23 protein-coding genes are annotated in these 21,912 nt (G+C 72.7%); 3 read left to right on the plus strand and 20 right to left on the minus strand.

Annotation, left to right across the window (positions count from 1 at the left end; translation table 11 throughout):
* Positions 1-110 precede the first annotated feature (110 nt).
* The 3 genes from groL to ACGF8B_RS33380 form a co-directional block, all read right to left on the minus strand.
* The gene (groL, locus tag ACGF8B_RS33370) at positions 111-1,736 is read right to left on the minus strand and encodes a chaperonin GroEL (protein WP_124716901.1); all 1,626 of its coding nucleotides are present in this window, start codon (positions 1,734-1,736) and stop codon (positions 111-113) included.
* A gap of 99 nt (positions 1,737-1,835) precedes the next feature.
* On the minus strand, positions 1,836-2,144 hold the full coding sequence (gene groES / locus ACGF8B_RS33375) for a co-chaperone GroES (protein WP_093540722.1): 309 nt from the start codon (positions 2,142-2,144) through the stop codon (positions 1,836-1,838).
* A gap of 434 nt (positions 2,145-2,578) precedes the next feature.
* Positions 2,579-3,646 (minus strand): polysaccharide deacetylase family protein, encoded by a 1,068-nt coding sequence (locus ACGF8B_RS33380; RefSeq protein WP_392745856.1) that lies wholly within the window; start codon positions 3,644-3,646, stop codon positions 2,579-2,581.
* 82 nt (positions 3,647-3,728) lie between these two features.
* On the opposite strand from ACGF8B_RS33380, the gene ACGF8B_RS33385 reads away from it, so the two are divergent.
* A complete protein-coding gene (locus ACGF8B_RS33385; RefSeq protein ID WP_392745858.1) occupies positions 3,729-5,006 on the plus strand; it encodes a methyltransferase domain-containing protein in 1,278 nt (425 codons plus the stop codon).
* 10 nt (positions 5,007-5,016) lie between these two features.
* On the opposite strand, the gene ACGF8B_RS33390 is transcribed toward ACGF8B_RS33385, so the two are convergent.
* The 6 genes from ACGF8B_RS33390 to ACGF8B_RS33415 form a co-directional block, all read right to left on the minus strand.
* Positions 5,017-5,382 (minus strand): hypothetical protein, encoded by a 366-nt coding sequence (locus tag ACGF8B_RS33390; protein ID WP_384758835.1) that lies wholly within the window; start codon positions 5,380-5,382, stop codon positions 5,017-5,019.
* 59 nt (positions 5,383-5,441) lie between these two features.
* Positions 5,442-6,107: a hypothetical protein gene (locus ACGF8B_RS33395; RefSeq protein ID WP_392745859.1), complete on the minus strand. Its 666-nt coding sequence runs from the start codon at positions 6,105-6,107 to the stop codon at positions 5,442-5,444.
* A gap of 35 nt (positions 6,108-6,142) precedes the next feature.
* On the minus strand, positions 6,143-6,607 hold the full coding sequence (locus tag ACGF8B_RS33400; protein WP_392745861.1) for a VOC family protein: 465 nt from the start codon (positions 6,605-6,607) through the stop codon (positions 6,143-6,145).
* A 61-nt stretch (positions 6,608-6,668) separates the two neighbouring features.
* Positions 6,669-7,934 carry an RNA polymerase sigma factor gene (locus ACGF8B_RS33405; protein ID WP_392745862.1) on the minus strand — a complete coding sequence of 422 codons (1,266 nt, stop codon included), beginning with the start codon at positions 7,932-7,934 and terminating at the stop codon, positions 6,669-6,671.
* A gap of 46 nt (positions 7,935-7,980) precedes the next feature.
* Entirely contained in the window at positions 7,981-8,346 is a 366-nt protein-coding gene (locus tag ACGF8B_RS33410; RefSeq protein WP_392745864.1) for a YciI family protein, read from the minus strand.
* A gap of 41 nt (positions 8,347-8,387) precedes the next feature.
* Positions 8,388-9,944 (minus strand): MFS transporter, encoded by a 1,557-nt coding sequence (locus tag ACGF8B_RS33415; RefSeq protein ID WP_392745865.1) that lies wholly within the window; start codon positions 9,942-9,944, stop codon positions 8,388-8,390.
* An 89-nt stretch (positions 9,945-10,033) separates the two neighbouring features.
* Between ACGF8B_RS33415 and ACGF8B_RS33420 the strand changes: the two genes are divergently transcribed.
* Positions 10,034-10,741 carry a TetR/AcrR family transcriptional regulator gene (locus ACGF8B_RS33420; RefSeq protein WP_392745866.1) on the plus strand — a complete coding sequence of 236 codons (708 nt, stop codon included), beginning with the start codon at positions 10,034-10,036 and terminating at the stop codon, positions 10,739-10,741.
* Between the two features lie 41 nt (positions 10,742-10,782).
* On the opposite strand, the gene ACGF8B_RS33425 is transcribed toward ACGF8B_RS33420, so the two are convergent.
* The 4 genes from ACGF8B_RS33425 to tsaB are packed head-to-tail and all read right to left on the minus strand — an operon-like array spanning position 10,783 to position 13,347.
* Entirely contained in the window at positions 10,783-11,070 is a 288-nt protein-coding gene (locus ACGF8B_RS33425) for a hypothetical protein (protein ID WP_392745868.1), read from the minus strand.
* Complete coding sequence (gene tsaD / locus ACGF8B_RS33430; RefSeq protein WP_392745869.1) at positions 11,067-12,173, minus strand: tRNA (adenosine(37)-N6)-threonylcarbamoyltransferase complex transferase subunit TsaD; 1,107 nt, start codon at positions 12,171-12,173, stop codon at positions 11,067-11,069. Before tsaD ends, ACGF8B_RS33425 begins: the two co-directional genes overlap by 4 nt.
* Positions 12,173-12,688 (minus strand): ribosomal protein S18-alanine N-acetyltransferase, encoded by a 516-nt coding sequence (rimI, locus tag ACGF8B_RS33435; protein ID WP_392745870.1) that lies wholly within the window; start codon positions 12,686-12,688, stop codon positions 12,173-12,175. The genes tsaD and rimI overlap by 1 nt, the downstream gene beginning before the upstream one ends.
* Positions 12,685-13,347, minus strand: coding sequence for a tRNA (adenosine(37)-N6)-threonylcarbamoyltransferase complex dimerization subunit type 1 TsaB (tsaB, locus tag ACGF8B_RS33440; RefSeq protein ID WP_392745871.1), 663 nt, complete (start codon positions 13,345-13,347; stop codon positions 12,685-12,687). The genes rimI and tsaB overlap by 4 nt, the downstream gene beginning before the upstream one ends.
* A 178-nt stretch (positions 13,348-13,525) precedes the next feature.
* Here tsaB and ACGF8B_RS33445 point away from each other — a divergent pair, with 178 nt between their 5' ends.
* On the plus strand, positions 13,526-14,062 hold the full coding sequence (locus ACGF8B_RS33445; protein WP_392745944.1) for a hypothetical protein: 537 nt from the start codon (positions 13,526-13,528) through the stop codon (positions 14,060-14,062).
* Between the two features lie 565 nt (positions 14,063-14,627).
* On the opposite strand, the gene tsaE is transcribed toward ACGF8B_RS33445, so the two are convergent.
* The 7 genes from tsaE to glmS form a co-directional block, all read right to left on the minus strand.
* A complete protein-coding gene (tsaE, locus tag ACGF8B_RS33450; RefSeq protein ID WP_342282380.1) occupies positions 14,628-15,158 on the minus strand; it encodes a tRNA (adenosine(37)-N6)-threonylcarbamoyltransferase complex ATPase subunit type 1 TsaE in 531 nt (176 codons plus the stop codon).
* Positions 15,127-16,395, minus strand: coding sequence for an alpha/beta fold hydrolase (locus tag ACGF8B_RS33455; protein ID WP_392745873.1), 1,269 nt, complete (start codon positions 16,393-16,395; stop codon positions 15,127-15,129). Before ACGF8B_RS33455 ends, tsaE begins: the two co-directional genes overlap by 32 nt.
* Before the next feature lie 93 nt (positions 16,396-16,488).
* A complete protein-coding gene (gene alr, locus ACGF8B_RS33460) occupies positions 16,489-17,643 on the minus strand; it encodes an alanine racemase (RefSeq protein WP_392745875.1) in 1,155 nt (384 codons plus the stop codon).
* A 62-nt stretch (positions 17,644-17,705) separates the two neighbouring features.
* A complete protein-coding gene (locus ACGF8B_RS33465) occupies positions 17,706-18,092 on the minus strand; it encodes a DUF488 domain-containing protein (RefSeq protein WP_392745877.1) in 387 nt (128 codons plus the stop codon).
* Between the two features lie 50 nt (positions 18,093-18,142).
* Positions 18,143-19,612, minus strand: a complete 1,470-nt coding sequence (locus ACGF8B_RS33470; protein WP_392745878.1) for an NAD(P)H-hydrate dehydratase — start codon at positions 19,610-19,612, stop codon at positions 18,143-18,145.
* A gap of 4 nt (positions 19,613-19,616) precedes the next feature.
* Positions 19,617-19,985, minus strand: a complete 369-nt coding sequence (locus tag ACGF8B_RS33475) for a holo-ACP synthase (protein ID WP_392745879.1) — start codon at positions 19,983-19,985, stop codon at positions 19,617-19,619.
* A 20-nt stretch (positions 19,986-20,005) separates the two neighbouring features.
* Positions 20,006-21,853: a glutamine--fructose-6-phosphate transaminase (isomerizing) gene (glmS, locus tag ACGF8B_RS33480; RefSeq protein WP_392745880.1), complete on the minus strand. Its 1,848-nt coding sequence runs from the start codon at positions 21,851-21,853 to the stop codon at positions 20,006-20,008.
* Positions 21,854-21,912 lie beyond the last annotated feature (59 nt).

Consider the following 21,912-nt stretch of genomic DNA (forward strand, 5'->3'; position numbering starts at 1 on the left):
GCACGCTCCGGAACGCCGGAAGGCCCCCTGTCCCACCGCCGAGCGGTGGGACAGGGGGCCTTCTTCGACTGCCGGCCTTCCGAGGGCCAGGAGCCCTCAGCGGCTACGCGTCAGTGCGAGTGACCGTGGCCGCCGTGGCCGGCCTCGGCCTCTTCCTCGGCCGGCTTCTCGACGACCAGGGTCTCGGTCGTGAGCAGCAGCGACGCGATGGACGCGGCGTTCTCCAGCGCGGAGCGGGTGACCTTGACCGGGTCGATGACGCCGGCCTTCACCAGGTCGCCGTACTCGCCGGTCGCGGCGTTGAAGCCCTGGCCCTTGTCGAGCTCGGAGACCTTCGAGGTGATGACGTAGCCCTCAAGGCCGGCGTTCTCGGCGATCCAGCGCAGCGGCTCGACGGCGGCGCGGCGCACGACCGCGACACCGGTGGCCTCGTCGCCGGTCTTGTCGAGGTTGCCCTCAAGGACCTTGACGGCGTGGACCAGAGCGGAGCCACCACCGGAGACGATGCCCTCCTCGACCGCGGCGCGGGTCGCGGAGATGGCGTCCTCCAGACGGTGCTTCTTCTCCTTGAGCTCCACCTCGGTGGCGGCACCGACGCGGATCACGCACACGCCGCCGGCCAGCTTCGCGAGGCGCTCCTGGAGCTTCTCGCGGTCCCAGTCGGAGTCGGTGGCGTCGATCTCGGCCTTGATCTGGTTGACCCGGCCCTTGACGTCGCCGGGCTCGCCGCCGCCGTCCACGATCGTGGTGTCGTCCTTGGAGACGGTGACGCGGCGGGCGGTGCCCAGCACGTCCAGACCGGCCTGGTCGAGCTTGAGGCCGACCTCCTCGGCGATGACGGTCGCACCGGTGAGGGTGGCGATGTCGCCGAGCATGGCCTTGCGGCGGTCACCGAAGCCCGGGGCCTTCACCGCGACGGCGTTGAAGGTGCCACGGATCTTGTTGACGACGAGGGTCGACAGCGCCTCGCCCTCGACGTCCTCGGCGATGATCAGCAGCGGCTTGGAGCCACCGGCCTGGATGACCTTCTCCAGCAGCGGGAGCAGCTCCTGGATCGAGCCGATCTTGCCCTGGTGGATCAGGATGTACGGGTCGTCGAGGACGGCCTCCATACGCTCCTGGTCGGTCACCATGTACGGGGACAGGTAGCCCTTGTCGAAGGCCATGCCCTCGGTGAAGTCGAGGTCCAGACCGAAGGTGTTGGACTCCTCGACGGTGATGACACCGTCCTTGCCGACCTTGTCCATCGCGTCCGCGATGAGCTCGCCGACCTGCGGGTCCTGCGCGGAGAGCGCGGCCACGGCGGCGATGTCGGTCTTGTCGTCGATCGGCCGGGCGGTCGCGAGGAGCTCCTCGGACACGGCCTTGACCGCGGCGTCGATGCCCTTCTTCAGGGCGGCCGGGGAAGCACCGGCGGCGACGTTGCGCAGACCCTCGCGGACGAGCGCCTGGGCCAGCACGGTCGCGGTGGTCGTACCGTCACCCGCGACGTCGTTGGTCTTGGTCGCCACCTCCTTCACCAGCTGGGCGCCGAGGTTCTCGTACGGGTCGTCGAGCTCGACCTCGCGCGCGATGGTGACACCGTCGTTGGTGATGGTGGGAGCGCCGAACTTCTTGTCGATGACGACGTTGCGGCCCTTGGGGCCGATCGTCACCTTGACCGTGTCGGCAAGCTTGTTGACGCCGCGCTCAAGGGCGCGACGGGCGTCCTCGTCGAACTTCAGGATCTTCGCCATGGGAGCTGAGCTTTCCTCTCGAACGAACTGCGCCCCCGACCGCCCGGCTGGTTATTCGCAGGGGGCCAGGGGCGCAGAACAGAAGCAAACGTGGGTGAATTACTTCTCGATGATCGCGAGCACGTCGCGAGCCGAGAGGACGAGGTACTCCTCGCCGTTGTACTTCACCTCGGTGCCGCCGTACTTGCTGTACAGCACGACGTCGCCGGTCTTGACGTCGAGCGGAAGGCGCTCGCCGTTCTCGAAGCGGCCCGGGCCCACGGCCAGGACGACGCCCTCCTGGGGCTTCTCCTTGGCGGTGTCCGGAATGACCAGGCCGGAGGCCGTGGTCTGCTCGGCGTCGAGCGGCTGGACCACAATGCGGTCCTCGAGCGGCTTGATCGCAACCTTGGTGCTGGCGGTCGACACGATCCGGTCTCCCCCTTCGGAGATCTCACGGGGTAACAGTCTTGGGTGGCGACCAGGTCGATCCGTCGTCGCGGGTGCCGGACCTGCCAGTCGCGCAGTACTGCTGGCACTCTCCAGTGGTGAGTGCCAGCACCGAGACTATGACCGGGATTAGCACTCGGTCAAGCGGAGTGCCAATTCGGACGGTCGTGGCGTCACCGCCGGGGCGCGGTCCGGACAACAGTCCGGACAACACGGGGGCAACGTACGGGCGGGCCGGACCGTTCCGCACGGCCGCGCGGGCGGGCCCGCCGCCGGCGTCGGCGACGGATGGTTCACCTTCTGCGCGGCCTTGCGGCCCAGCCGTTCGATCGGATCCACCGACTGCGCGCAGCCGGTGGTGGTGAGGAGCGCACCGGCCACCAGCAGTCCGGCCAGCAGCCGGTGCGCCCTTCTCATACGTAGTCCTCCAGCCGGGCCACGGCGTAACCCCGGTCCGTGACGGTCTTCATGACGGCCCGGACCAGGTCGGTCATGCTGCCGTCCCATTCACCGCGGCCCCGGAAGTGGGTGAGGATGATGTCGCCCGGGTGCAGGTCCTCGTCCTCCTCGCGCCACTCCATGTGGTCCGGGAACGCCTCGGCGTTCCAGAGGGGCACGGCCCTGATCCCGCAGGACTTCGCGATGCGGAGGGTGTCCCCGTTGTAGTTGCCGTACGGCGGGCGGAAGAGGGCGGGCCGCTTGCCGAACCGCTTCTCGATGATCTCCTGCTCTCCGCAGATCTCGCGCTCCTGCCCGGCGTAGGAGAGTCCGGGCAGGTAGGGGTGGTTGAGCGTGTGGTTGTTGATGCCGACGCCCAGCCGCTGCGCCTCTCCGAAGTACCCGTAGTTGTCGCTCACCTCGTAGTCGCTGAGGAACGCGCTGTACGGGATGTCCAGCTCGTCCATCATCCGCAACAGCTCGGGGTCCTTCTCGGAGCCGTCGTCCATCGTCAGGAAGACGACCCGGTCCTTGGTCGGGACGGTGGTGAAGACCGGCGGCAGCGAGTCGTCGCCACCCTTCACCTCGAACCCCTCGCGGGTGGTGAGGCGCGGCTTCACGGCGGGGGGCCGCGGTGCGACCAGCGGCGTCTTGTCCAGCCCCCACTTCTTGGCGAGCGTCGCCCGTACGGCGGGGCTGAGCTGCGCGTTCTCATGGGTTCCACCGGGTGCCCGGTCCCGGCCCGCGCGCCGCCCGGGACCGCCCGGGTGCCCGGCGCCGGGGTTGACGCCAGGACTCACGGTGGGGATCAGCTCCGGGTTCGAGCCCGGGTTCCCGGCCAGCGGCCGGTCCCGGTGCTCGGTGTCACCCGGCTGCCCGCCGGACCCGGAGGCGCAGCCCGAGCCGACCGCGGCGACCAGGAGTGCGGCCAGTACGGCACGGGCGGGCCGGTGCACGCCGGAGCCCCGGCCGCGCCCGGACCGGGGCATGACCGACCCATGCCACTTCATGGTGTTTTTTTCGTTTTGTCGTACAAGCTGCATGGCGCCGCATACTGCCAGCCCGGGAACGGCCGCCCGGTCCGACACCGCCGCCCGGCCCGGCGGTCTACCCGGCTGGCTCACAATGGGGCAGGTGAACGCTCTCGCCCCGAACGACCCGCCCGCCGACGACCGGTCCGACGCCCCCGGCCCTCCCCCGGGCCCGGGCGAGGGAGACCCCATTGCCGCCTTCCACGCCCTGCGCACCCCCGAGGGCGCCGGGCTGCTGGCCGAACTGCGGTCGTACGACCCCTCCCGGGAACTCGCCACCGCCACCCGGCTGCGCCGCTCCCACCCGGCCCCGCTGGTCTCGGCGGCGCTGGGGCAGGCGCGGCTGCGGCAGCGGGCGGTGGCGAAGTTCGGCGCCGAGGACGCGCACCGGATGTTCTTCACGCCGAACGGCGTCGAGCAGGCGACCCGCACGTCGGTGGCCACCCATCGCGCGCGGCGGTTCGCGGCGGGCGGGGTGCGGAGCCTCGCCGACCTGTGCTGCGGGATCGGGGGCGACGCGATCGCGCTCGCGCGGGAGGGCGTGTCCGTCCTCGCCGTCGACCGCGACCCGCTGACCGCCGAGGTGGCCCGCGCCAACGCCGCCGCGCTGGGCCTGGACGGTCTGATCGAGGTGCGGTGCGCCGATGTCGCCGACATCGACACCTCGCCGTACGACGCGGTCTTCGTCGACCCGGCCCGGCGCGGCGGCAGGGGCCGGATCTTCGACCCCGAGGCGTACTCCCCGCCGCTCTCCTGGGCGACCGGTGCCGCGCTCGCGGCACCCCGCGCGGCCCTGAAGATCGCCCCGGGCATCCCGCACGAGGCGATCCCGGCGCAGGCCGAGGCCGAGTGGATCTCGGACGGCGGCGACGTGAAGGAGGCGGTGCTCTGGTTCGGCGAGGGCTTCGCGGCCGGTTCGTTCCGCGCCACCGTGCTCCCGGCCGGGGCCGGCCTGTGGGCCGCGGCCCCGCTGCCCGCACCGCCGGTCGGCCCGGTCGGCCGCTATCTGTACGAGCCGGACGGCGCCGTCATCCGCGCCCATCTGGTCGCCGACCTCGTGGCCCGGTGCGACGGCCGGCTGATCGACGGGACGATCGCGTACATCACCGGCGACGAGCGGTACGAGTCCCCGTACACCTCCGGGTACGAGATCACCGACCAGCTGCCCTTCAACATGAAGAAACTGAAGGCGCTGCTGCGCGAGCGGAAGGTGGGCGTACTGACCGTCAAGAAGCGCGGCTCGGCGGTCGAACCGGAGGAGCTGCGCCGCAGGATGAAGCTCCAGGGGCCCAACTCCGCGACGGTCTTCCTGACCCGGGTGGCCGGCGCACCGACGATGCTGATCGGCCACCCGCTCGCCGGCCCGGCCTGACCGGCGGGCCTCAGGCGCGGTCGGTCAGGTCCGGGGCGTACACCTGTGAAAGCGGCTCAGGACCCACGTACTGCTGGCAGTTGCACTGCCCGGACTCGAAACGGACCGGCTTCTTGGCCTCGTCCCAGGCCGTCGGCACCTCGACCCGCTCGTGGCACTTGCCCTGCTTGTCGTGCTTGGCGAGGTGGTGCGTACAGCCGCAGACGGGCTCCGGCGGCTGGTTGGCCGATTCCAGGGCCAGCCGCTCCTGCCGGGCCGCCTCGATCAGTTCCAGCTTGCGGGTGTGCCGATTGCGCAGCGCCGTACGGACGTTGTCGACGGCCCATCCGAAGCCGCCCGTCCAGAAGATGATGAGCACCCACCAGTACCACTCCATGTCGGCCTCCCCCTGTTCCCCCTGTGCGACTCACCTGTCCCGTCAGGATAGGTCCGCGCTCAGCGGTGGGCACCGCCCCCGACGGAGATCAGCGGCTCCGGAGCGGGCGCTCCGATCAGCACCCGCCGCACCCAGCGGCGGTGGGCGAACGCCTTGACGACGCCGATCAGTCCGACGAGCCAGGCGACCAGCCCGAGCCCCATGGTCAGGGCGACCAGGCTGTAGCTGTCCCTCTCCGCGGTGGCGGCCGCCGGGACGGCGAAGCAGGTGACCAGCCCGACCGCGCACAGCACGAAGGACATCACCAGCCAGGCGGTGCCGGCGCCCGGCATCCGCAGCGCCGCGTCGCGTGCCGGATCGCGGTCCAACGCGCCCCAGGCGTCGAGCAGTCGGCGGATCCTGCGGTCGCGGCGCAGGCCGACGACGACAAGGACGACCGCCGGCACCATGCAGCCGACGCCCATGGCGGCGATGATCACGCCTATTCCGGCGCTGATGATGTCGTACGACTCCTCGAAGGTCATGATCGCGGTGCCCACCAGGAGCCAGCCGAGCGCGCAGATCGAGCCCCACAGCCACAGCATCGCCAGCCGTCCCGGCGCGACATGGGCCCGCACCAACTCCCCGAGCACCGCGGCCCGGTCGGTGAGCATGGCTTCCCGGTCGGGCCAGGAACGTATTTCCACGGGCGGTGGTGGCGGCGGCAGTTGCGCTCGTCGAGACATGTGCATGACCCTACCGACCCCGCGCGGGGCCGGTTTCAGGCGTTGCGCAGTGCCTCGATGTCCAGCTTCCGCATGCCCATCATCGCCTTCATGGCCCGCTCCGCCCTGGCCGGGTCCGGGTCGGACAGCGCCTCGTCGAAGCCGCGGGGCACGAGCTGCCAGGACAGGCCGTACTTGTCCTTGAGCCAGCCGCACCGCCCCTCCTCGCCCTCGGCGGTGAACTCGGCCCACAGGGTGTCCAGCTCCTCCTGCGTGGCGCAGTCCACGGAGAGCGAGATCGCCTCGGTGAAGGGGAACTGCGGGCCGCCGTTGAGCGCGACGTACTCCTGGCCGGCCAGCCGGAACTGGACGGTCATCACCGATCCCGTCCGTCCCGGCGCCGCGTCGTTGTAGTAGGTCGTCCTGAGCACCTTCGAATCGCCGCCGAAGAGGGACACGTAGTAGTTCGCGGCTTCCTCCGCCCGGGTGTCGAACCAGAGGAAGGTGGTGATCTTCTGCATGGTCTGCTCCTGTCGGGTGGCGCGGAGGCTGTGGAAGGTAGACCCGTGCGGTGACCGGAACTCATCGGCCGTCGCGGGCCGGCTGCCCGGCGCGCTCCAGGAGCATCGCCCGTTCCCGTTCGTTGCGGGCCAGTCCGGCCGCCCGCAGGAACTCCGCCCGGGCCTCGTCCATGCGCCCCGACCTGGCCAGCAGGTCCCCGCGCACGCTGGGCAGCAGGTGGTAGTCCCTGAGCGCCGGTTCGCCGGTCAGGGCGTCGACCAGAGCGAGGCCGGCGGCCGGGCCGCGCGCCATCGAGACGGCCACGGCCCGGTTCAGCTCGACCACCGGGGACGGCGCGATCGCGGCGAGGCGGTCGTAGAGGGCGGCGATGGTGGCCCAGTCGGTGTCCCGGTACGTCACGGCGCGCGCGTGACAGACGGCGATCGCGGCCTGCACGGTGTACGGGCCGAGCCCGGCTCCCTCCTCGGTCGCCGCCACGGCCCGCTCCAGGGCCGCGACCCCGCGCCGGATCAGCAGGCGGTCCCAGCGGGCCCGGTTCTGGTCGGCGAGCAGCACCGGCGCACCGTCCGGCCCGGTCCTGGCGACGGTGCGCGAGGCCTGGAGCTCCAGCAGCGCCGCCAGGCCGTGGACCTCGGGCTCCCGCTCCATCAGCCCGGCCAGCACCCGGGCCAGCCGCAGCGCGTCCTCGCAGAGCGCCGGGCGCAGCCAGTCGTCGCCCGCGGTGGCCGCGTAGCCCTCGTTGAAGATCAGGTAGATGACTTCGAGCACGGAACCGAGGCGGGCGGCGCGCTCCGGCCCGGTGGGCACCTCGAAGGGGACGCCCTCGCGGCCCAGGGTCCGTTTCGCCCGGACGATGCGCTGGGCGACGGTCGGTTCCGGGGCCAGGAAGGCGCGGGCGATCTCCTCGGTGGTGAGGCCGCCGAGCAGCCGCAGGGTGAGGGCGATCCGGGCCTCGGTGGAGAGCACCGGGTGGCAGGCGGTGAAGATCAGCCGGAGCAGATCGTCGTCGATGTCGTCCGTTCCGGCGGGCTCGGGCGGCGGCACGTCCGCCAGGAACCGCCCCACCTCGGCGAGCTTGCGCGCGTACGTCTCCCTGCGGCGTACGAGGTCGATCGCGCGGTGCCGGGCGGTGGCCATGAGCCAGGCGCCCGGCCGGTCCGGGACACCTGACTCCGGCCACTGTTCCAGTGCGGCCACCAGGGCGTCCTGTGCGAGTTCCTCGGCGATGCCGACGTCCCGCACGATGCGGGTGACACCTGCGACGATCCGCGCCGACTCGATCCTGAAGACCGCTTCGACCGCCGCTTTTGGGCTTGCTGCCGTCATGATCACTCATCACAGCAGCCGTGCCGGGGCGGGGCAAGCGGGCCGGTCAGGGGCCCGTGGTGGCCTCGTCGATCCGGCGGACCTCGGAGGTGACGGTCCAGCTCTCCGGGTGGACCCGCAGGAAGCGCCGGGTCCATTCCAGGGCCTCCGCCATGTCCTTGGCCTGGAGGATGGCGTAGCCGCCGACGACTTCCTTGGTCTCGGTGAAGGGCCCGTCGGTCTGGCTGAGCTTCCCGCCTGACCAGGTGACCCTGGAACCCTGCGAGGTCGGGGTGAGCCCGGCCGTCTCCAGCATGACGCCGGCCTTGGTGATCTCCTCGAAGAGCGCACCCATCCGGGCCTCGAACCCGGGGTCGGGCTCGTCGTAGGGGTTCTGCTCGTCGATGCGGATCAGCGACATGAAGCGCGGCATGGTGACTCCTCGGTCGGGAGGGCGGGGGCTCTCCCCGTCTCTCACCCTTGCGTCGAACGGGCCCGGGCCGGATCGACAGCTCCCTGGAAATTCTTCTGAGAATCTTCCCGACCGGCCACCGGACCGGCATCCGCAGCAACATCCGGGGCGGCATCCGCGGCTGCCTCGGCGGTGGACTCGGCGCCCCGCGCCGAGGTCTTCGGAAGCAGCAGCAGGGCCGCGGCCGCGGCTACCACGAGCAGTCCGGCACAGACCCAGAACGCCGCCGAGTACCCGGCCGCCAGGTCGGCCGGGCGGTGCCCGTCGCCGGTGACCCGGGCGGCGACGGTGACCAGCATCGCGAGCCCCAGCGAGCCGCCCACCTGGCGGGCGCTGTTCAGCAGCCCGGAGGCCATGCCCGTCTCGTCGGGCGCCACATCGGTCGTGGCCGCCGTGCCGAGCGGTACGAAGCACATCCCGACGCCGACGCTGCAGACCAGCGACGGGCCGAGGATCGAGTACAGGAAGCTGCCGTCGGCCTGGGCGGTCGCGGCGAATCCGGCGAGGCCGAGCGCGGCCAGGACGCCGCCGAGCGCCAGCAGCCGTCCGGTGCCGAACGTCGCGACCGTGCGGGTGGCGATGACCGAGCCGGTCACCACGCCCGCCGTGAACGGCAGGAAGGAGACACCGGCGGCGGTCGGCCCGTAGCCGAGCACCTGCTGCATGTAGAGCGAGACGAAGTAGAACGAGGCGAACTGCCCGGAGCTGAGCAGCAGGCAGAACAGATTCGCGGCCAGGACCGGCCGCCCCTTCAGCAGCCCGGGGCGGAGCAGCGGGGTGCTGGTGCGCAGTTCGACGGCGACGAAGGCGATCAGCAGCAGTACGGCGGCGCCGAGGGTGCCCAGGGTCCGGGCGGATCCCCAGGCGTCGGTCGAGGTGCGGACCAGCCCGAGGACCAGCAGCGTCGTACCGGTGGTGGCCAGCAGCGCTCCCGCGACGTCGAGCCGGCCGCCGGTCCGGCCCCGGTCGCCCGGCAGTCCGGCGCGCACGGCGCCCACCAGCGCGAAGGCCACGATCGGCACGTTCACCAGCATCACCGCGCGCCAGCCCGCCGCGTCGGTGAGCATCCCGCCCGCGAGCACGCCGACCGCGCCGCCCGCCGCGCCCGCCATGCCCCACATCCCCAGGGCCCGGGAGCGGGCCGGCCCGGCCGGGAAGGCCAGGGCGATCAGCGCGAAGGCGACCGGGGCGAGCGCGGCGGCCCCGACCCCCTGCACCGCCCGCGCCGCGATCAGCGTGCCGGGCGAACCGGCCAGCCCGCCGACCAGGCTCGCCACGCCGAAGAGCACCAGGCCCACCATCAGGACCCGGCGGCTGCCGAGCAGATCGGCGAGCCGTCCACCGAGCATCAGCAGCCCGCCGAAGGCCAGCGCGTAGGCGTTCACCACCCAGAGCAGCCCCTGGGGCGTGAAGCCCAGATCGCTGCGCATGTCCGGCAGCGCGACGTTCACCACCGACATGTCCAACGCCACCATGAACTGCACGGCGAGAGCCACCACCAGCAGCCAACGCGTGTGCCGTGACTGTTCGTCCACGACTTTCCCTTCCTCCGCGGTCATCCGGTCGACAATTATTGTACGCATATAGAAATTAGCCACGGGAGAGCCCCGGAAGGCACGGGTACGGCGGCACGGGAGACAATGCCCAGGTGTCAGGGACAGAGAAGAAGCAGGCACCGGCTGCGAACCGGGCTCCTGCCAAACGATCCGTGGGGCGGCCGCGCAGGCTCGACCCGGAGGCGATGGTCTCCATCGCGCGCCGCATCATCGAGGAAGAGGGCGTGGACGCCCTGAGCATGCGGCGGGTGGCGAAGGAGCTCGGCTCCACGCCGATGGCGCTCTACCACTACGTGCAGGACAAGGACGAGCTGCTGATGCTCACCCTGTCGGGCACTGCGGCCGCCTTCCCCCGCCCCGAACTGCCCGAGGACCCGCGCGAGCGGCTGCTGGCCGTGGCCGTGCACATGCACGGCATCCTGGAGCGGGTCCCGTGGGTGCTGGACATCCTGGCGCTGGGCGAGCTGACCGACAAGAACGCGCTGTGGATGGTCGAGGAGATCATCGACTCGGCGCTCGCCTGCGGCCTCTCCCCGGCCCAGGCGGTACGCGCGTACCGGACGATCTGGAGTTACGTCTACGGCGACCTGATATTCCGCCGCGCCGCCGAACGCCGCGCGCAGACCCCGCCGAGCAGGCGCTTCTTCCCCGAGATGGTGACCGATCAGGACACGGCGGCGCTGCCCCGGCTCGCCGCGATCAAGGACGACTGGCGCGCGTACGCCGCCGACTACGACGTGACGGACGAACTCGACGCGATCATCCGGGGCCTGCTGGGCCGGGGGTCCGGCACCGGCTGAGGGACCGGTCGGCCCCCGGCAGGCCGGAGGTCCTCCAGCGGTCAGCCCCCGGCGGGTCCGGAGTCCCCCAGCGACTCGAAGCGCCAGCGGTGCACCGGACGGGTGATCAGCCCGGCGTCCGGCTCGGGGAGTTCGGGCAGCTCGTCACCGTAGGCGCCCTCCCACCAGGTGATGACCAGGACCCGGTCCTGCGGGGCGCGCAGCAGCTCGCGGCGGAGCGGCTCGCGGGCCAGCTCCGCCGAACGGGCCCGGGCCCACTCCAGGAGTTCGGCGCCCCGGCCGGTCACGGCACGGGCCTCCCACATCAGCGCGACGGTCGTACCGCTCATGAGTAGAGGTTGTCCTTGCTGATCTCGTGCACGTGGTCGTGGTCGTGGGTGTGCGCGTGGGCGCCCGGTACGTGGGTGTCGGTGACCGGCAGCGAGGAGTCCGCGGACAGCTCCAGGTCCGAGGCCGGCCGGTTGCGGGCGACCATCTCCGCGCCCAGCGCCGCGACCATCGCGCCGTTGTCGGTGCACAGCCCGGGGCGCGGCACCCGCAGCCGGATGCCGGCCCGCTCGCACCGCTCCTCGGCCAGCGCCCGCAGCCGCGAGTTGGCGGCGACCCCGCCGCCGATCATCAGGTGGTCGACGCCCTCGTCCTTGCAGGCCCGGACGGCCTTGCGGGTGAGCACGTCGACCACGGCCTCCTGGAAGGACGCCGCCACGTCCCGTACCGGCACCTCCTCGCCCGCCGCGCGCCTGGCCTCGATCCAGCGGGCCACCGAGGTCTTCAGTCCCGAGAAGGAGAAGTCGTAGGCGGCATCGCGCGAACCGGTGAGTCCGCGCGGGAACGCGATCGCGGCCGGGTCGCCCTCCTTCGCCAGCCGGTCGATGACCGGGCCGCCGGGGAAGCCCAGGTCCAGCACCCGGGCGATCTTGTCGAAGGCCTCGCCGGCCGCGTCGTCGATGGTCGCGCCGAGCGGCCGCACGTCGTTGGTGATGTCCGGCGCGAGCAGCAGCGAGGAGTGGCCGCCACTGACCAGCAGCGCCATCGTCGGCTCGGGCAGCGGGCCGTGCTCCAGCTGGTCCACGCAGATGTGCGAGGCGAGGTGGTTCACCCCGTAGAGCGGCTTGTTCAGCGCGTACGCGTACGCCTTCGCCGCCGACACGCCGACCAGCAGCGCGCCCGCGAGGCCGGGGCCCGCGGTGACGGAGATGCCGTCGAGGTCGCGGGCGCTGATCCCGGCGTCCTTCAGTGCGCGCTCGATGGTGGGGACCATCGCCTCCAGATGGGCGCGGGAGGCGATCTCCGGGACGACTCCGCCGAAGCGGGCGTGGGTGTCGACGCTGGACGCGACGGCGTCGGCGAGCAGGGTGGTGCCCCGGACGATGCCGACGCCGGTCTCGTCGCAGGAGGTCTCGATGCCGAGTACGAGCGGTTCGTCAGCCATCAGTCAGTCTCTGTTCCCTGTACGTGCTCTCGCACGTGTTCCTGTACGTGGAGGCGCATGACGAGTGCGTCGATGTTGCCCGGCTGGTAGTAGCCGCGCCGGAAGCCGATCGGTTCGAAGCCGAAGCGTTCGTACAGCTTCTGGGCCCGGGTGTTGTCGACGCGGACTTCGAGGAGCACCTCGGCGCACTCGAAGGCCGTGGCGTGCTTCAGCAGGTCGGTCAGGAGCACCGAGCCGAGGCCGCCGCCCCAGTGGCCGCGGGTGACCCCGATCGTCTGTACGTCGGCGAGGTCGCCGGCCGCGGCGAGGCCCGCGTAGCCGACGATCCGGCCGGTGACGGGGTCCTCGGCGACGACATAGCGGCGGGTGGCCCGGGGGCCGCGGGAGTGCGCCAGCTCGGACCAGAACATGCCGGCCGACCAGGCGTCGTCCGGGAACAGCTCGTGTTCGAGCTCCAGCACCGGATCGATGTCCCACCAGCGCATCTCGCGCAGAACGGCAGTCGTGCTCGTCACTTCGGGGTGACCACCTTGTAGTTCTTCGGCACCTGGGCGTCGGGCCGGCGGAGGTAGAGCGGCTGCGGCGGCAGCAGCTCCGCGCCCGCGGCGAGCCGCTCGGCGGCGAGGGCCGCCAGCGCGCCGGCGCTGACGTGCTCGGGCTCCCGGGCGTCCGGGAACGCCTCGGGGTAGAGCACCGCGCCCGCCCCGACTACGGGCAGCCCGGCGAGCTGTTCGGCGATGTCGGCGGGCCGGTCGACGGCGGGCCCGGTGACCCGGGTGCGCGGGTCGTCGTATCTCGCCCAGTAGACCTCCTTGCGGCGGGCGTCCGTCGCGACGGCGAACGGGCCCTCCAGCCCGGCCCGGCCCGCGGCGTACGCGAGACCGTCCAGGGTGCACAGCCCGTGCACCGGCACGGAGAGGGCGGAGCCGAAGGTCGCGGCGGTGACCAGACCGACCCGGAGCCCGGTGTACGGTCCGGGGCCGACGCCGACGACCACGTCCGTCACGGCGTCGAGTCTCACCCCGGCCTCGGCCAGGACCCGGTCGACGGCGGGCAGCAGCAGCTCCCCGTGCCTTCGGGCGTCGACCTGACCGGACTCGGCGACGACAAAGGTCCCGTCGTGCAGGGCGACGGTGACGGCGGGGGTGGCGGTATCCACGGCGAGCAAGAGCACGCAAACAGCCTACGGCTCCGCCGACGGGGGTACGGCGCCCCGTACGGCGTCCCGGCCCGACCGGCCCCGGCTGCTACCGTCACCGTGCACACGGCGGGTACGACGTACACGCTAAACGCTTGTACGACATGCGGAAGCGAAAGGGGCGCGCACGGTGTCTAGGGGCAGCTCGGGAATCGTGGCCGGGCTCACTGCGGCGGCGCTCGTCGCCGTCGGCGTCCTGGCCTTCCAGGCATCGGCGAACGCTCCCGACAACCTCGCGGCCCCCAGGCCGAAGGCTTCCGCCACCGCCACCGAGCATGCGAAGCCGAAGGAGAAGTCGCGCCCGGCCGCACTCCCCAAGGGCTCCGGCGCCGGGAAGCGGGTCGTGTACGCGCTGGAGGACCGCCGCGTGTGGCTCGTCGACGCGGACGGGAAGGCGGACCGGACCTTCGAGGTCATGCCGAGCGCGCTGAATCCGCTCCCCGGCACCTACAAGGTGAACACCCCGCGCTCGGGAGCCCCCACCAAGGGCTCGGACGGCGTGATGATCGAGCACGTGGTCCGGTTCGCGATGGTGGACAACGTGGCCGTCGGGTTCAGCGCGGCGGTGGACGGCTCCATGGAGAGCCCGGACCCGACGCTGAAGACGGGTGGCGTGCGGATGTCCCGGGCCGACGGGGACGCCATGTGGGACTTCGCGATGGTGGGCACGAAGGTGGTCGTCCTCCCGTAGGACGCCCCGCCCGGCGGCTCACCCGGCCTGCCGGGTCACCCCGCCCGTCGTTCGGGACCGGCCCCCGGACCGGCTACCGGAGCGGCGGCCGGGGCTTCGTCGTCCCGGTCCGCGGACGGTGGCGGCGTGGAGACCGCCGTGGCCGCGGCACAGGCCGCCAGCAGGTCTCTCATCGATGGCGGCGGCGGCACTTCACGTTCGGCGGACGTCGTCATGGATGCCTCCTGAGGCTCCGGTGGAAGGCGTGGTTAGGCAGGCCTAACCCGCTCTCGTCATCCATGTGACCACGCCCGTGCCGCCCGGCGCAACAATTTGCCGACAGCCTGTCGGAATCCGGCCCCGCCCGGATCCGCCGGACACGGCCCGGGGTCTTCCGTCCGGATCAGGCCGGATCAGGGAGCGGGGCGCGGTGTCGCGCGTCGCAGGGCGGAGGAGGAAGCCGACGCGGGACCTCGGTGACCGACGACGACGCGGCGCGGCGCAGCACGACGCGGCACGGCGCGGCACGGCACGACGCGGCACGGCACCGGGTCACGCGAGCCCGGCTCGCTCCGGACGGGAGGCCCTAGAACTCGCGCAGCCCCGCCCAGCGCGCGCCGATCCCGATCAGCGTCACCTCGCGCCGCTCGTCGTCCGTGTCGCCGACCGCGCGGTCGATCACCACCTGGAGCCGGTCCTCGGACAGCTCCTCGACCTTGCCGTCGCCCCACTCCACGACCACCACCGACTCCGGCAGCGACACATCGAGGTCCAGGTCCTCCATCTCGTCCAGCCCGCCGCCCAGGCGGTACGCGTCCACGTGGACCAGGGCCGGGCCGCCGGTCAGCGAGGGGTGGACACGGGCGATCACGAAGGTGGGGGAGGTGACCGCGCCGCGCACGCCGAGGCCCTCGCCGAGGCCCCGGGTCAGCGTCGTCTTCCCAGCGCCCAGCTCACCGGTGAGCATCACGAGGTCGCCGGGGAGCAGGATCCCGGCGAGCCGGCGGCCGAGCGCCTGCATCTGTTCGGGGGACTCGACGGCCAGGTTCAGGGTGACGGCGTCGGACGCGGCGCCCTCGGCGAGCTCAGTCGCCGGGCTGTTGTGCGGTGCTTCCATGTCCGCCAACGTTAGCCGTTGCCGGCACGGCACCGACGCGTACCAGCAGGTCCGCCAGCCGGTCCGTGACCGTCTCGGGGTGCTCCAGCATCACCAGGTGGCCGCCGTCCGGGACGATGACCAGCTCCGCGTCCGGGAGCTGGTCCGCGATGGTCTCGCTGTGCGAGCTGGGCGTCACCAGGTCCTTGTCGCCCGCCAGGATCAGCACCGGGGCGTCCCGGAAGGCGGGCAGCGCGCCGCTCTTGTCGTGCTCGGTGAAGGCCGGGTAGAACTCGGCGACCACATCGATCGGGGTGGACTCGATGAGCCGCTCGGCGAACCGCTCGACCGCCGGATCGACGTCCCGCGAACCGAACGAGTACCGCTTGATCAGCCCGGCGAACAGATCGGCGGTCGCCCGGCGGCCCCGCTCCACCAGCTCGGCCTGGGAGCCGAGCGCCCTGAGCACCCCGGGCAGCACCCGGCGCACCGCGTTCACGCCCGCGACCGGCAGCCCGAAGTCGACCTCGCCGAGCTTCCCGCTCGATGTGCCGACGAAGGCGACGGCGGCGACCCGGTCCCGGATCAGCGCGGGGAACTGGTCGGCCAGCGCCATCATCGTCATGCCGCCCATCGAGTGCCCCACGAGCACCAGCCGCCCCTCGGGGGCGGCCGCTTCGATCACGGCCATCAGATCGCGGCCGAGCTGGTCGATGCCGACGGGGACGCCCTGCGCCTGGGCCCGGCCCCGCTCGGAGCGGCCGTGGCTGCGCTGGTCCCAGTGGACGGTGCGGACCAGGCCGCGCAGCGCCGCCCGCTGGAAGTGCCAGGAGTCCTGGCTGAGGCAGTAGCCGTGGCTGAAGACGACGGTGACCGGGACGGGGGCCTTGCGGCCGAAGAGCCTGCGGCGACGGGTGCCGGTGCCCGTGGCGGTACCGGAGCCGGTCCCGCTGCCGCCGTCGACGGTGCCCGTGCCGCCGTCCGGTTCGACCTCGTCGACCTCGTAGTACAGCTCGGTGCCGTCGTCCGCCGCGGCCCGGCCCGGCAGCCCGCGCAGCGAGCCGTACGGCCCGGTGGCGTCCAGCGCCAGCCTGGCCCGCCTGCGCATGCCCCGGCCGACGGTGAGCCGCTCGACCGCGACACCGGCCGCCGCCCCCGCCGCGATCACGCCTATGGCGGCGCCGGCGAAACCTGCCCGGCGCCAGCCGACCGCCGCAGCAGCCGTCGTCACAGCGTCCCCCGCACCGATCTCGCTCACCGTGCCGCGCTCCTCGTCGGTCGTATCCGTCAGGTCAGGGCCGGTCCGTTCCGGTCGTGATCCGATCGTGCCTGGTCAGCGGCGCTCGATCGGTCAGGACTCGGCCGGGGTGGCGTGCAGATGCAGGCGCGGTACGCGGGTGCCGATCCGGGTGACGATCTCGTACGCGATCGTGTCGGCGGCCTGCGCCCAGTCCTCGGCGGTCGGCTCGCCCCGGTCCCCCGGGCCGAAGAGCACCGCCTCGCTGCCCACCTCGATCGGGTCGCCGCCGAGATCGACGACGAACTGGTCCATGGCCACCCGGCCGGCGATCCGCCGGACGACGCCGCCGACCAGGACCGGCGCCCGGCCGGAGGCGTGGCGCGGGATGCCGTCCGCGTAGCCGACCGGCACCAGGCCCAGGGTGGTCTCGGCGGAGGTCGTGTAGTGGTGTCCGTAGCTGATCCCGTGACCGGCCGGCACCTGCTTGACCAGGGCGACCGACGCGACGAGCCGCATGACCGGGCGGAGCCCGAAGTCGGCCGGGGTGCCCAGCTCGGGGCTGGGCGAGATGCCGTACATCGCGATCCCGGTCCGCACCAGGTCGAAGTGGGCCTCGGGGATCGTCAGCGTCGCCGGGGAGTTCGCCATGTGGCGCACCTCGGGCTCGACGCCGGCCTTCTCGGCGTGCTCCACCATGTCCCGGAACACGGCCAGCTGGGCGGCGATGGAGGGGTGGCCGGGCTCGTCGGCACAGGCGAAGTGGGACCACAGGCCGGTGATCCGGACGGTGCCCTCGGCCTCGGCGGCACGGGCGGCGGCGACCAGCTCCGGCCAGTCGGCGGGCTGGCAGCCGTTGCGCCCAAGGCCGGTGTCGGCCTTGAGCTGGATCCGGGCCGGGACGCCCGCCTCCGCGGCCGCGGCGACGACCTCGCGCAGCGCCCACATCCCGCTCACCGACACATCGATGTCGGCCTCGATCGCCTCGCGCCAGGGGCCGCCCGGGGTCCACAGCCAGCACATCACCCGGCCGCCGAGTCCGGCGGCCCGCAGGGCGAGCGCCTCCTGCGGGGTCGCGGTGCCCAGCCAGGTCGCCCCGGCCTCCAGCGCGGCGCGGGCGCAGGGCACCGCCCCGTGCCCGTACGCGTCGGACTTGACGACGGCCATGAGTTGCGCACCCGCCGCCCGCGCGCGCAGCACACGCACGTTGGCGCGCAGCGCGTCGAGGTCGATCTCGGCACGGGCTCTCAAGGACGCTGTCTCGTTCATCGCGCCCAGTCTCTCAGAGGCGCCCGGCAGGGCCCTCGGGCGGCAGGTCACCCGGCCGTCCCTCAGTGATCGCGCAGCTCGTGTTCCAGATGGTCGACGATGACCGGGACATGGCTGTGGGGTACGTCCTTGACCGCCGTGATCAGCGTCACCGGGCCGCCCTCCCGGACGAGTTCGACCAGTTCCCGCACGGCCGCCGTGTGGGCGGGGTCGGTCAGTTCGGCGCGGTAGCGGTCGACGAACTCGTCGTAGCGGGTGGCGGTGCGGTCCTCGTGGTACCAGTCACGGAGCTCGTTCGACGGGGTGATGTCCTTGAGCCACTTGTCGATCGCGGCCTTCTCCTTGGACTCGCCGCGCGGCCAGAGCCGGTCGACCAGGACGCGGGTGCCGTCGGCTTCCTCCTTCGGCTCGTACACCCGGCGTACGCGTACGTCGCTGCTGCTGCCCACGGTCGGCCCTCCTGTCGGCTGCGGTCGGTGCTGACTGCGCCCAGGATCACTCAGGCCCGTACGTCCCGCCACGCCGCACCGATCGCCTCCGCGACGTCCTGCGCGGCGACGGGCGAGCCGTCGGAGGCGTGCCGGGCGGCGAGTCCGTGCAGATGGGCACCGGCCGACGCGGCGTCGCGCGGGGCGAGGCCCGCGGCGAGCAGGGAGCCGGTCAGCCCGGACAGGACGTCGCCGCTGCCTGCCGTGGCCAGCCAGGAGGTGCCGGTCGGATTGGCCCGTACGGGGGTGTCCGGGTCGTCGGTGGCGATCAGGGTCGTCGACCCCTTGAGCAGCACGGTGGCCCGGTAGCGGGCGGCCAGCTCCCGTACGGCGGCGAGCCGCCCCGCCTCGACCTCCTCGCGCGGGACGCCGAGCAGCGCGGCGGCCTCACCGGCGTGCGGGGTCAGGACGGTCGGCGCGGTGCGCTCGCGCAGGGCGCCGGCGTCCAGCAGCCGCAGCCCGTCCGCGTCCACGAGCACCGGGACCTCCGCCGCCAGCACGTCGCGGACCGCCTCGGCGGCCTGAGCGCCGTCACCGAGTCCGGGCCCGACGACCCACGCCTGCACCCGCCCCGCCTTCGACGGCGGCCCCGCGTGGACCAGCGTCTCCGGATGGCGGGCGATCACCGCGCCGGCGCCCGGACCGACATACCGCACGGCCCCCGCGCCGCCCCGCAGCGCCCCGGAGACGGCCAGCACCGCCGCCCCCGGGTAGCGCGCGGACCCGGCGACGATGCCGACGACCCCGCGCCGGTACTTGTCGCTCTCCGCTCCGGGGACCGGCAGCAGCGCGGCGACGTCCGCGTACTGGAGCACCTCCAGCTCGGGCACGGCGGGAAGCTCGGGTCCGAGGCCGATGTCGACGAGGTGCAGGGCGCCCGCCCGTTCGGCGGCCGGGTCGATGAGCAGGCCCGGCTTGTACGTGCCGAAGGTGACGGTCGCGTCGGCGCGCACCGCCTCGCCGAGCACCTCGCCGGTGCCGGCCTCGACCCCGCTGGGCAGGTCGACGGCGATCAGCGGCGCGCCGGTCGCCGCGAGGGCCCGCACCAGCTCGGCGGCGTCCGGCCGCAGCCCGCCGCGGCCGCCGATGCCGGTGATCCCGTCCACGACGAGGTCGATGTGGCCGCCCCAGGCATCCGCGCTCCGCGCCCCCTCCGCGCCCTCCACGATCCGCCCGCCGGCCGCGAGCAGGGCCGCCAGGCCGCCCGCGTGGGCGCGGCCGGGCGCGGTGAGCACGGCGCGCACTCCGGCGCCGCGACGGGCGAGCCGGGCGCCCGCGTACAGCGCGTCCCCCCCGTTGTCGCCGCTGCCGACGAGGAGGACGACCCGTGAGCCGTAGACCCGGCCGCGCCGCCTCAGCACGTCGGCGCAGGCAGCCGCGAGTCCGGCGGCGGCGCGCTGCATCAGCGCGCCCTCGGGGAGCCGGGCCATCAGGGCCCGTTCGGCGGCCCGTACGGTCTGGACGCTGTAGGCGCTACGCATGTGCTCAACCCTCCGCGATCACCACGGCCGACGCCACCCCCGCGTCATGGCTGAGCGACACGTGCCAGTGCCGTACGCCCAGCTCGGCGGCGCGGGCGGCGACGGTGCCGGCGACCCGCAGCCGGGGTTGCCCGCTGTCCTCGACGTACACCTCGGCGTCCGTCCAGAGCAGTCCGCCGGGCGCGCCGAGCGCCTTCGCGAGGGCCTCCTTCGCGGCGAACCTGGCGGCGAGCGAGGCGATGCCCCGCCGCTCGCCGCTGGGCAGCAGCAACTCCCGTTCCACGAAGAGCCGTTCGGCCATCTGCGGCGTACGCTCCAGCGCCGCGTCGAACCGTTCGATCTCGGCCACGTCGATCCCGACCCCGATGATCACGCGCGTCCCCTCATCCCTCGCTACTCCACGGTCACGGACTTCGCCAGATTGCGCGGCTGGTCCACATCGTTGCCGCGGGCCGTGGCCAGTTCGCAGGCGAAGACCTGGAGCGGCACCGTCGACACCAGCGGCTGGAGCAGCGTAGGCGTAATGGGAATCCGGATCAGGTGGTCGGCGTACGGGACGACCGCCTCGTCGCCCTCTTCGGCGATGACGACGGTACGGGCGCCGCGGGCCCTGATCTCCTGGATGTTCGACACGATCTTGTCGTGCAGCAGCGACCGGCCGCGCGGCGACGGGACCACCACGACGACCGGGACGCCGTCCTCGATGAGCGCGATCGGGCCGTGCTTGAGCTCACCGGCGGCGAAGCCCTCGGCGTGCATGTACGCGAGCTCCTTCAGCTTCAACGCGCCTTCCAGGGCCACGGGGTAGCCGACGTGGCGGCCCAGGAAGAGCACGGTGTCGTGACCGGCGAGGGAGCGGGCGAGTTCGCGCACCGGCTCCATCGTCTCCAGGACCTGTTCGACCGCGCCGGAGATCTCGGAGAGCTGACGGATGACGGTGCGGATCTCGTCTCCCCACTTCGTGCCCCGGATCTGCCCGAGGTACAGGGCGACGAGGTAGCAGGCGACCAGTTGGGTGAGGAAGGCCTTGGTGGAGGCGACGGCGACCTCGGGCCCCGCGTGCGTGTAGAGCACGGCGTCGGACTCCCGGGGGATGGTGGAGCCGTTCGTGTTGCAGATGGCGAGGACCTTCGCGCCCTGTTCGCGGGCGTGCCGCAGGGCCATCAGGGTGTCCATCGTCTCGCCGGACTGCGAGATCGCGACGACCAGAGTGCGGTGGTCGAGGATCGGGTCGCGGTAGCGGAACTCGCTGGCCAGTTCGGTCTCGCAGGGGATGCGGGTCCAGTGCTCGATGGCGTACTTGGCGATCATCCCTGAGTGGAACGCGGTGCCGCAGGCGACGATGACGACCTTGTCCACCTCCCGCAGCTCGTGCGGCGGGATGCGGACCTCGTCGAGGCGGAGCGAGCCCGCGCCGTCGATCCGTCCGAGGAGGGTGTCGGCGACGGCCTTCGGCTGCTCGGCGATCTCCTTGAGCATGAAGTAGTCGTGGCCGCCCTTCTCGGCGGCGGAGACGTCCCAGTCCACGTGGTACTTGCGGACCTCGGCGGGCCGTCCGTCGAAGTCGGTGACGGTGACGCCCTCCCGCCGCAGCTCGACCACCTGGTCCTGGCCCAGTTCGATCGCGGAGCGGGTGTACGCGATGAACGCGGCGACGTCGGAGGCCAGGAACGACTCGCCCTCCCCCACCCCCACCACGAGCGGTGAGTTGCGCCGGGCCCCGACCACCGTGCCGGGCGCGTCCGCGTGCACGGCGACGAGGGTGAAGGCGCCCTCCAGCCGGCGGCAGACCTGCCGCATCGCCTCCGCCGGGTCGGCGCAGGAGGAGAACGCCTCGGCGAGCAGATGGGCGACGACCTCGGTGTCGGTCTCGGAGGCCAGGTCGTGGCCGCGCTCGGCGAGTTCGGCGCGCAGCGCGGCGAAGTTCTCGATGATCCCGTTGTGCACGACGGCGACCCGGCCCGCGTTGTCCAGGTGCGGGTGGGCGTTGACGTCGGTGGGGGCGCCGTGGGTGGCCCAGCGGGTGTGCCCGATCCCGGTGGTACCGGCCGGCAGCGGTGTCTCGACCAGCGCCTTCTCCAGATTGACGAGCTTGCCGGCCCGCTTCGTCGCGGCCAGGCCGCCGTCCGCGAGGACCGCGATGCCCGCCGAGTCGTAACCCCGGTACTCAAGGCGCTTGAGCCCCGCGACGACGACGTCCTGCGCCGACTGCCCACCGACGTAACCGACGATTCCGCACATACCGTTCCCTTCGTGGTCACTCCCCCTTCTTCTCCGCATCGTCGCAGAAGGCGAACAGG

The sequence above is a fragment of the Streptomyces sp. NPDC047917 genome, assembly GCF_043204345.1.
GTDB classification, from domain to species: Bacteria; Actinomycetota; Actinomycetes; order Streptomycetales; family Streptomycetaceae; genus Streptomyces; species Streptomyces sanglieri.

Coding starts and splice junctions, on each gene's coding strand:
- groL (WP_124716901.1), bottom strand. CDS start 1,736: ATGGCGAAGATCCTGAAGTTCGACGAGGACGCCCGTCGCGCCCTTGAG.
- ACGF8B_RS33380 (WP_392745856.1), bottom strand. CDS start 3,646: ATGCAGCTTGTACGACAAAACGAAAAAAACACCATGAAGTGGCATGGG.
- ACGF8B_RS33385 (WP_392745858.1), top strand. CDS start 3,729: ATGGGGCAGGTGAACGCTCTCGCCCCGAACGACCCGCCCGCCGACGAC.
- ACGF8B_RS33390 (WP_384758835.1), bottom strand. CDS start 5,382: ATGGAGTGGTACTGGTGGGTGCTCATCATCTTCTGGACGGGCGGCTTC.
- ACGF8B_RS33395 (WP_392745859.1), bottom strand. CDS start 6,107: ATGTCTCGACGAGCGCAACTGCCGCCGCCACCACCGCCCGTGGAAATA.
- ACGF8B_RS33400 (WP_392745861.1), bottom strand. CDS start 6,607: ATGCAGAAGATCACCACCTTCCTCTGGTTCGACACCCGGGCGGAGGAA.
- ACGF8B_RS33405 (WP_392745862.1), bottom strand. CDS start 7,934: ATGACGGCAGCAAGCCCAAAAGCGGCGGTCGAAGCGGTCTTCAGGATC.
- ACGF8B_RS33410 (WP_392745864.1), bottom strand. CDS start 8,346: ATGCCGCGCTTCATGTCGCTGATCCGCATCGACGAGCAGAACCCCTAC.
- ACGF8B_RS33415 (WP_392745865.1), bottom strand. CDS start 9,944: ATGACCGCGGAGGAAGGGAAAGTCGTGGACGAACAGTCACGGCACACG.
- ACGF8B_RS33425 (WP_392745868.1), bottom strand. CDS start 11,070: ATGAGCGGTACGACCGTCGCGCTGATGTGGGAGGCCCGTGCCGTGACC.
- tsaD (WP_392745869.1), bottom strand. CDS start 12,173: ATGGCTGACGAACCGCTCGTACTCGGCATCGAGACCTCCTGCGACGAG.
- tsaE (WP_342282380.1), bottom strand. CDS start 15,158: ATGGAAGCACCGCACAACAGCCCGGCGACTGAGCTCGCCGAGGGCGCC.
- alr (WP_392745875.1), bottom strand. CDS start 17,643: ATGAACGAGACAGCGTCCTTGAGAGCCCGTGCCGAGATCGACCTCGAC.
- ACGF8B_RS33470 (WP_392745878.1), bottom strand. CDS start 19,612: ATGCGTAGCGCCTACAGCGTCCAGACCGTACGGGCCGCCGAACGGGCC.
- glmS (WP_392745880.1), bottom strand. CDS start 21,853: ATGTGCGGAATCGTCGGTTACGTCGGTGGGCAGTCGGCGCAGGACGTC.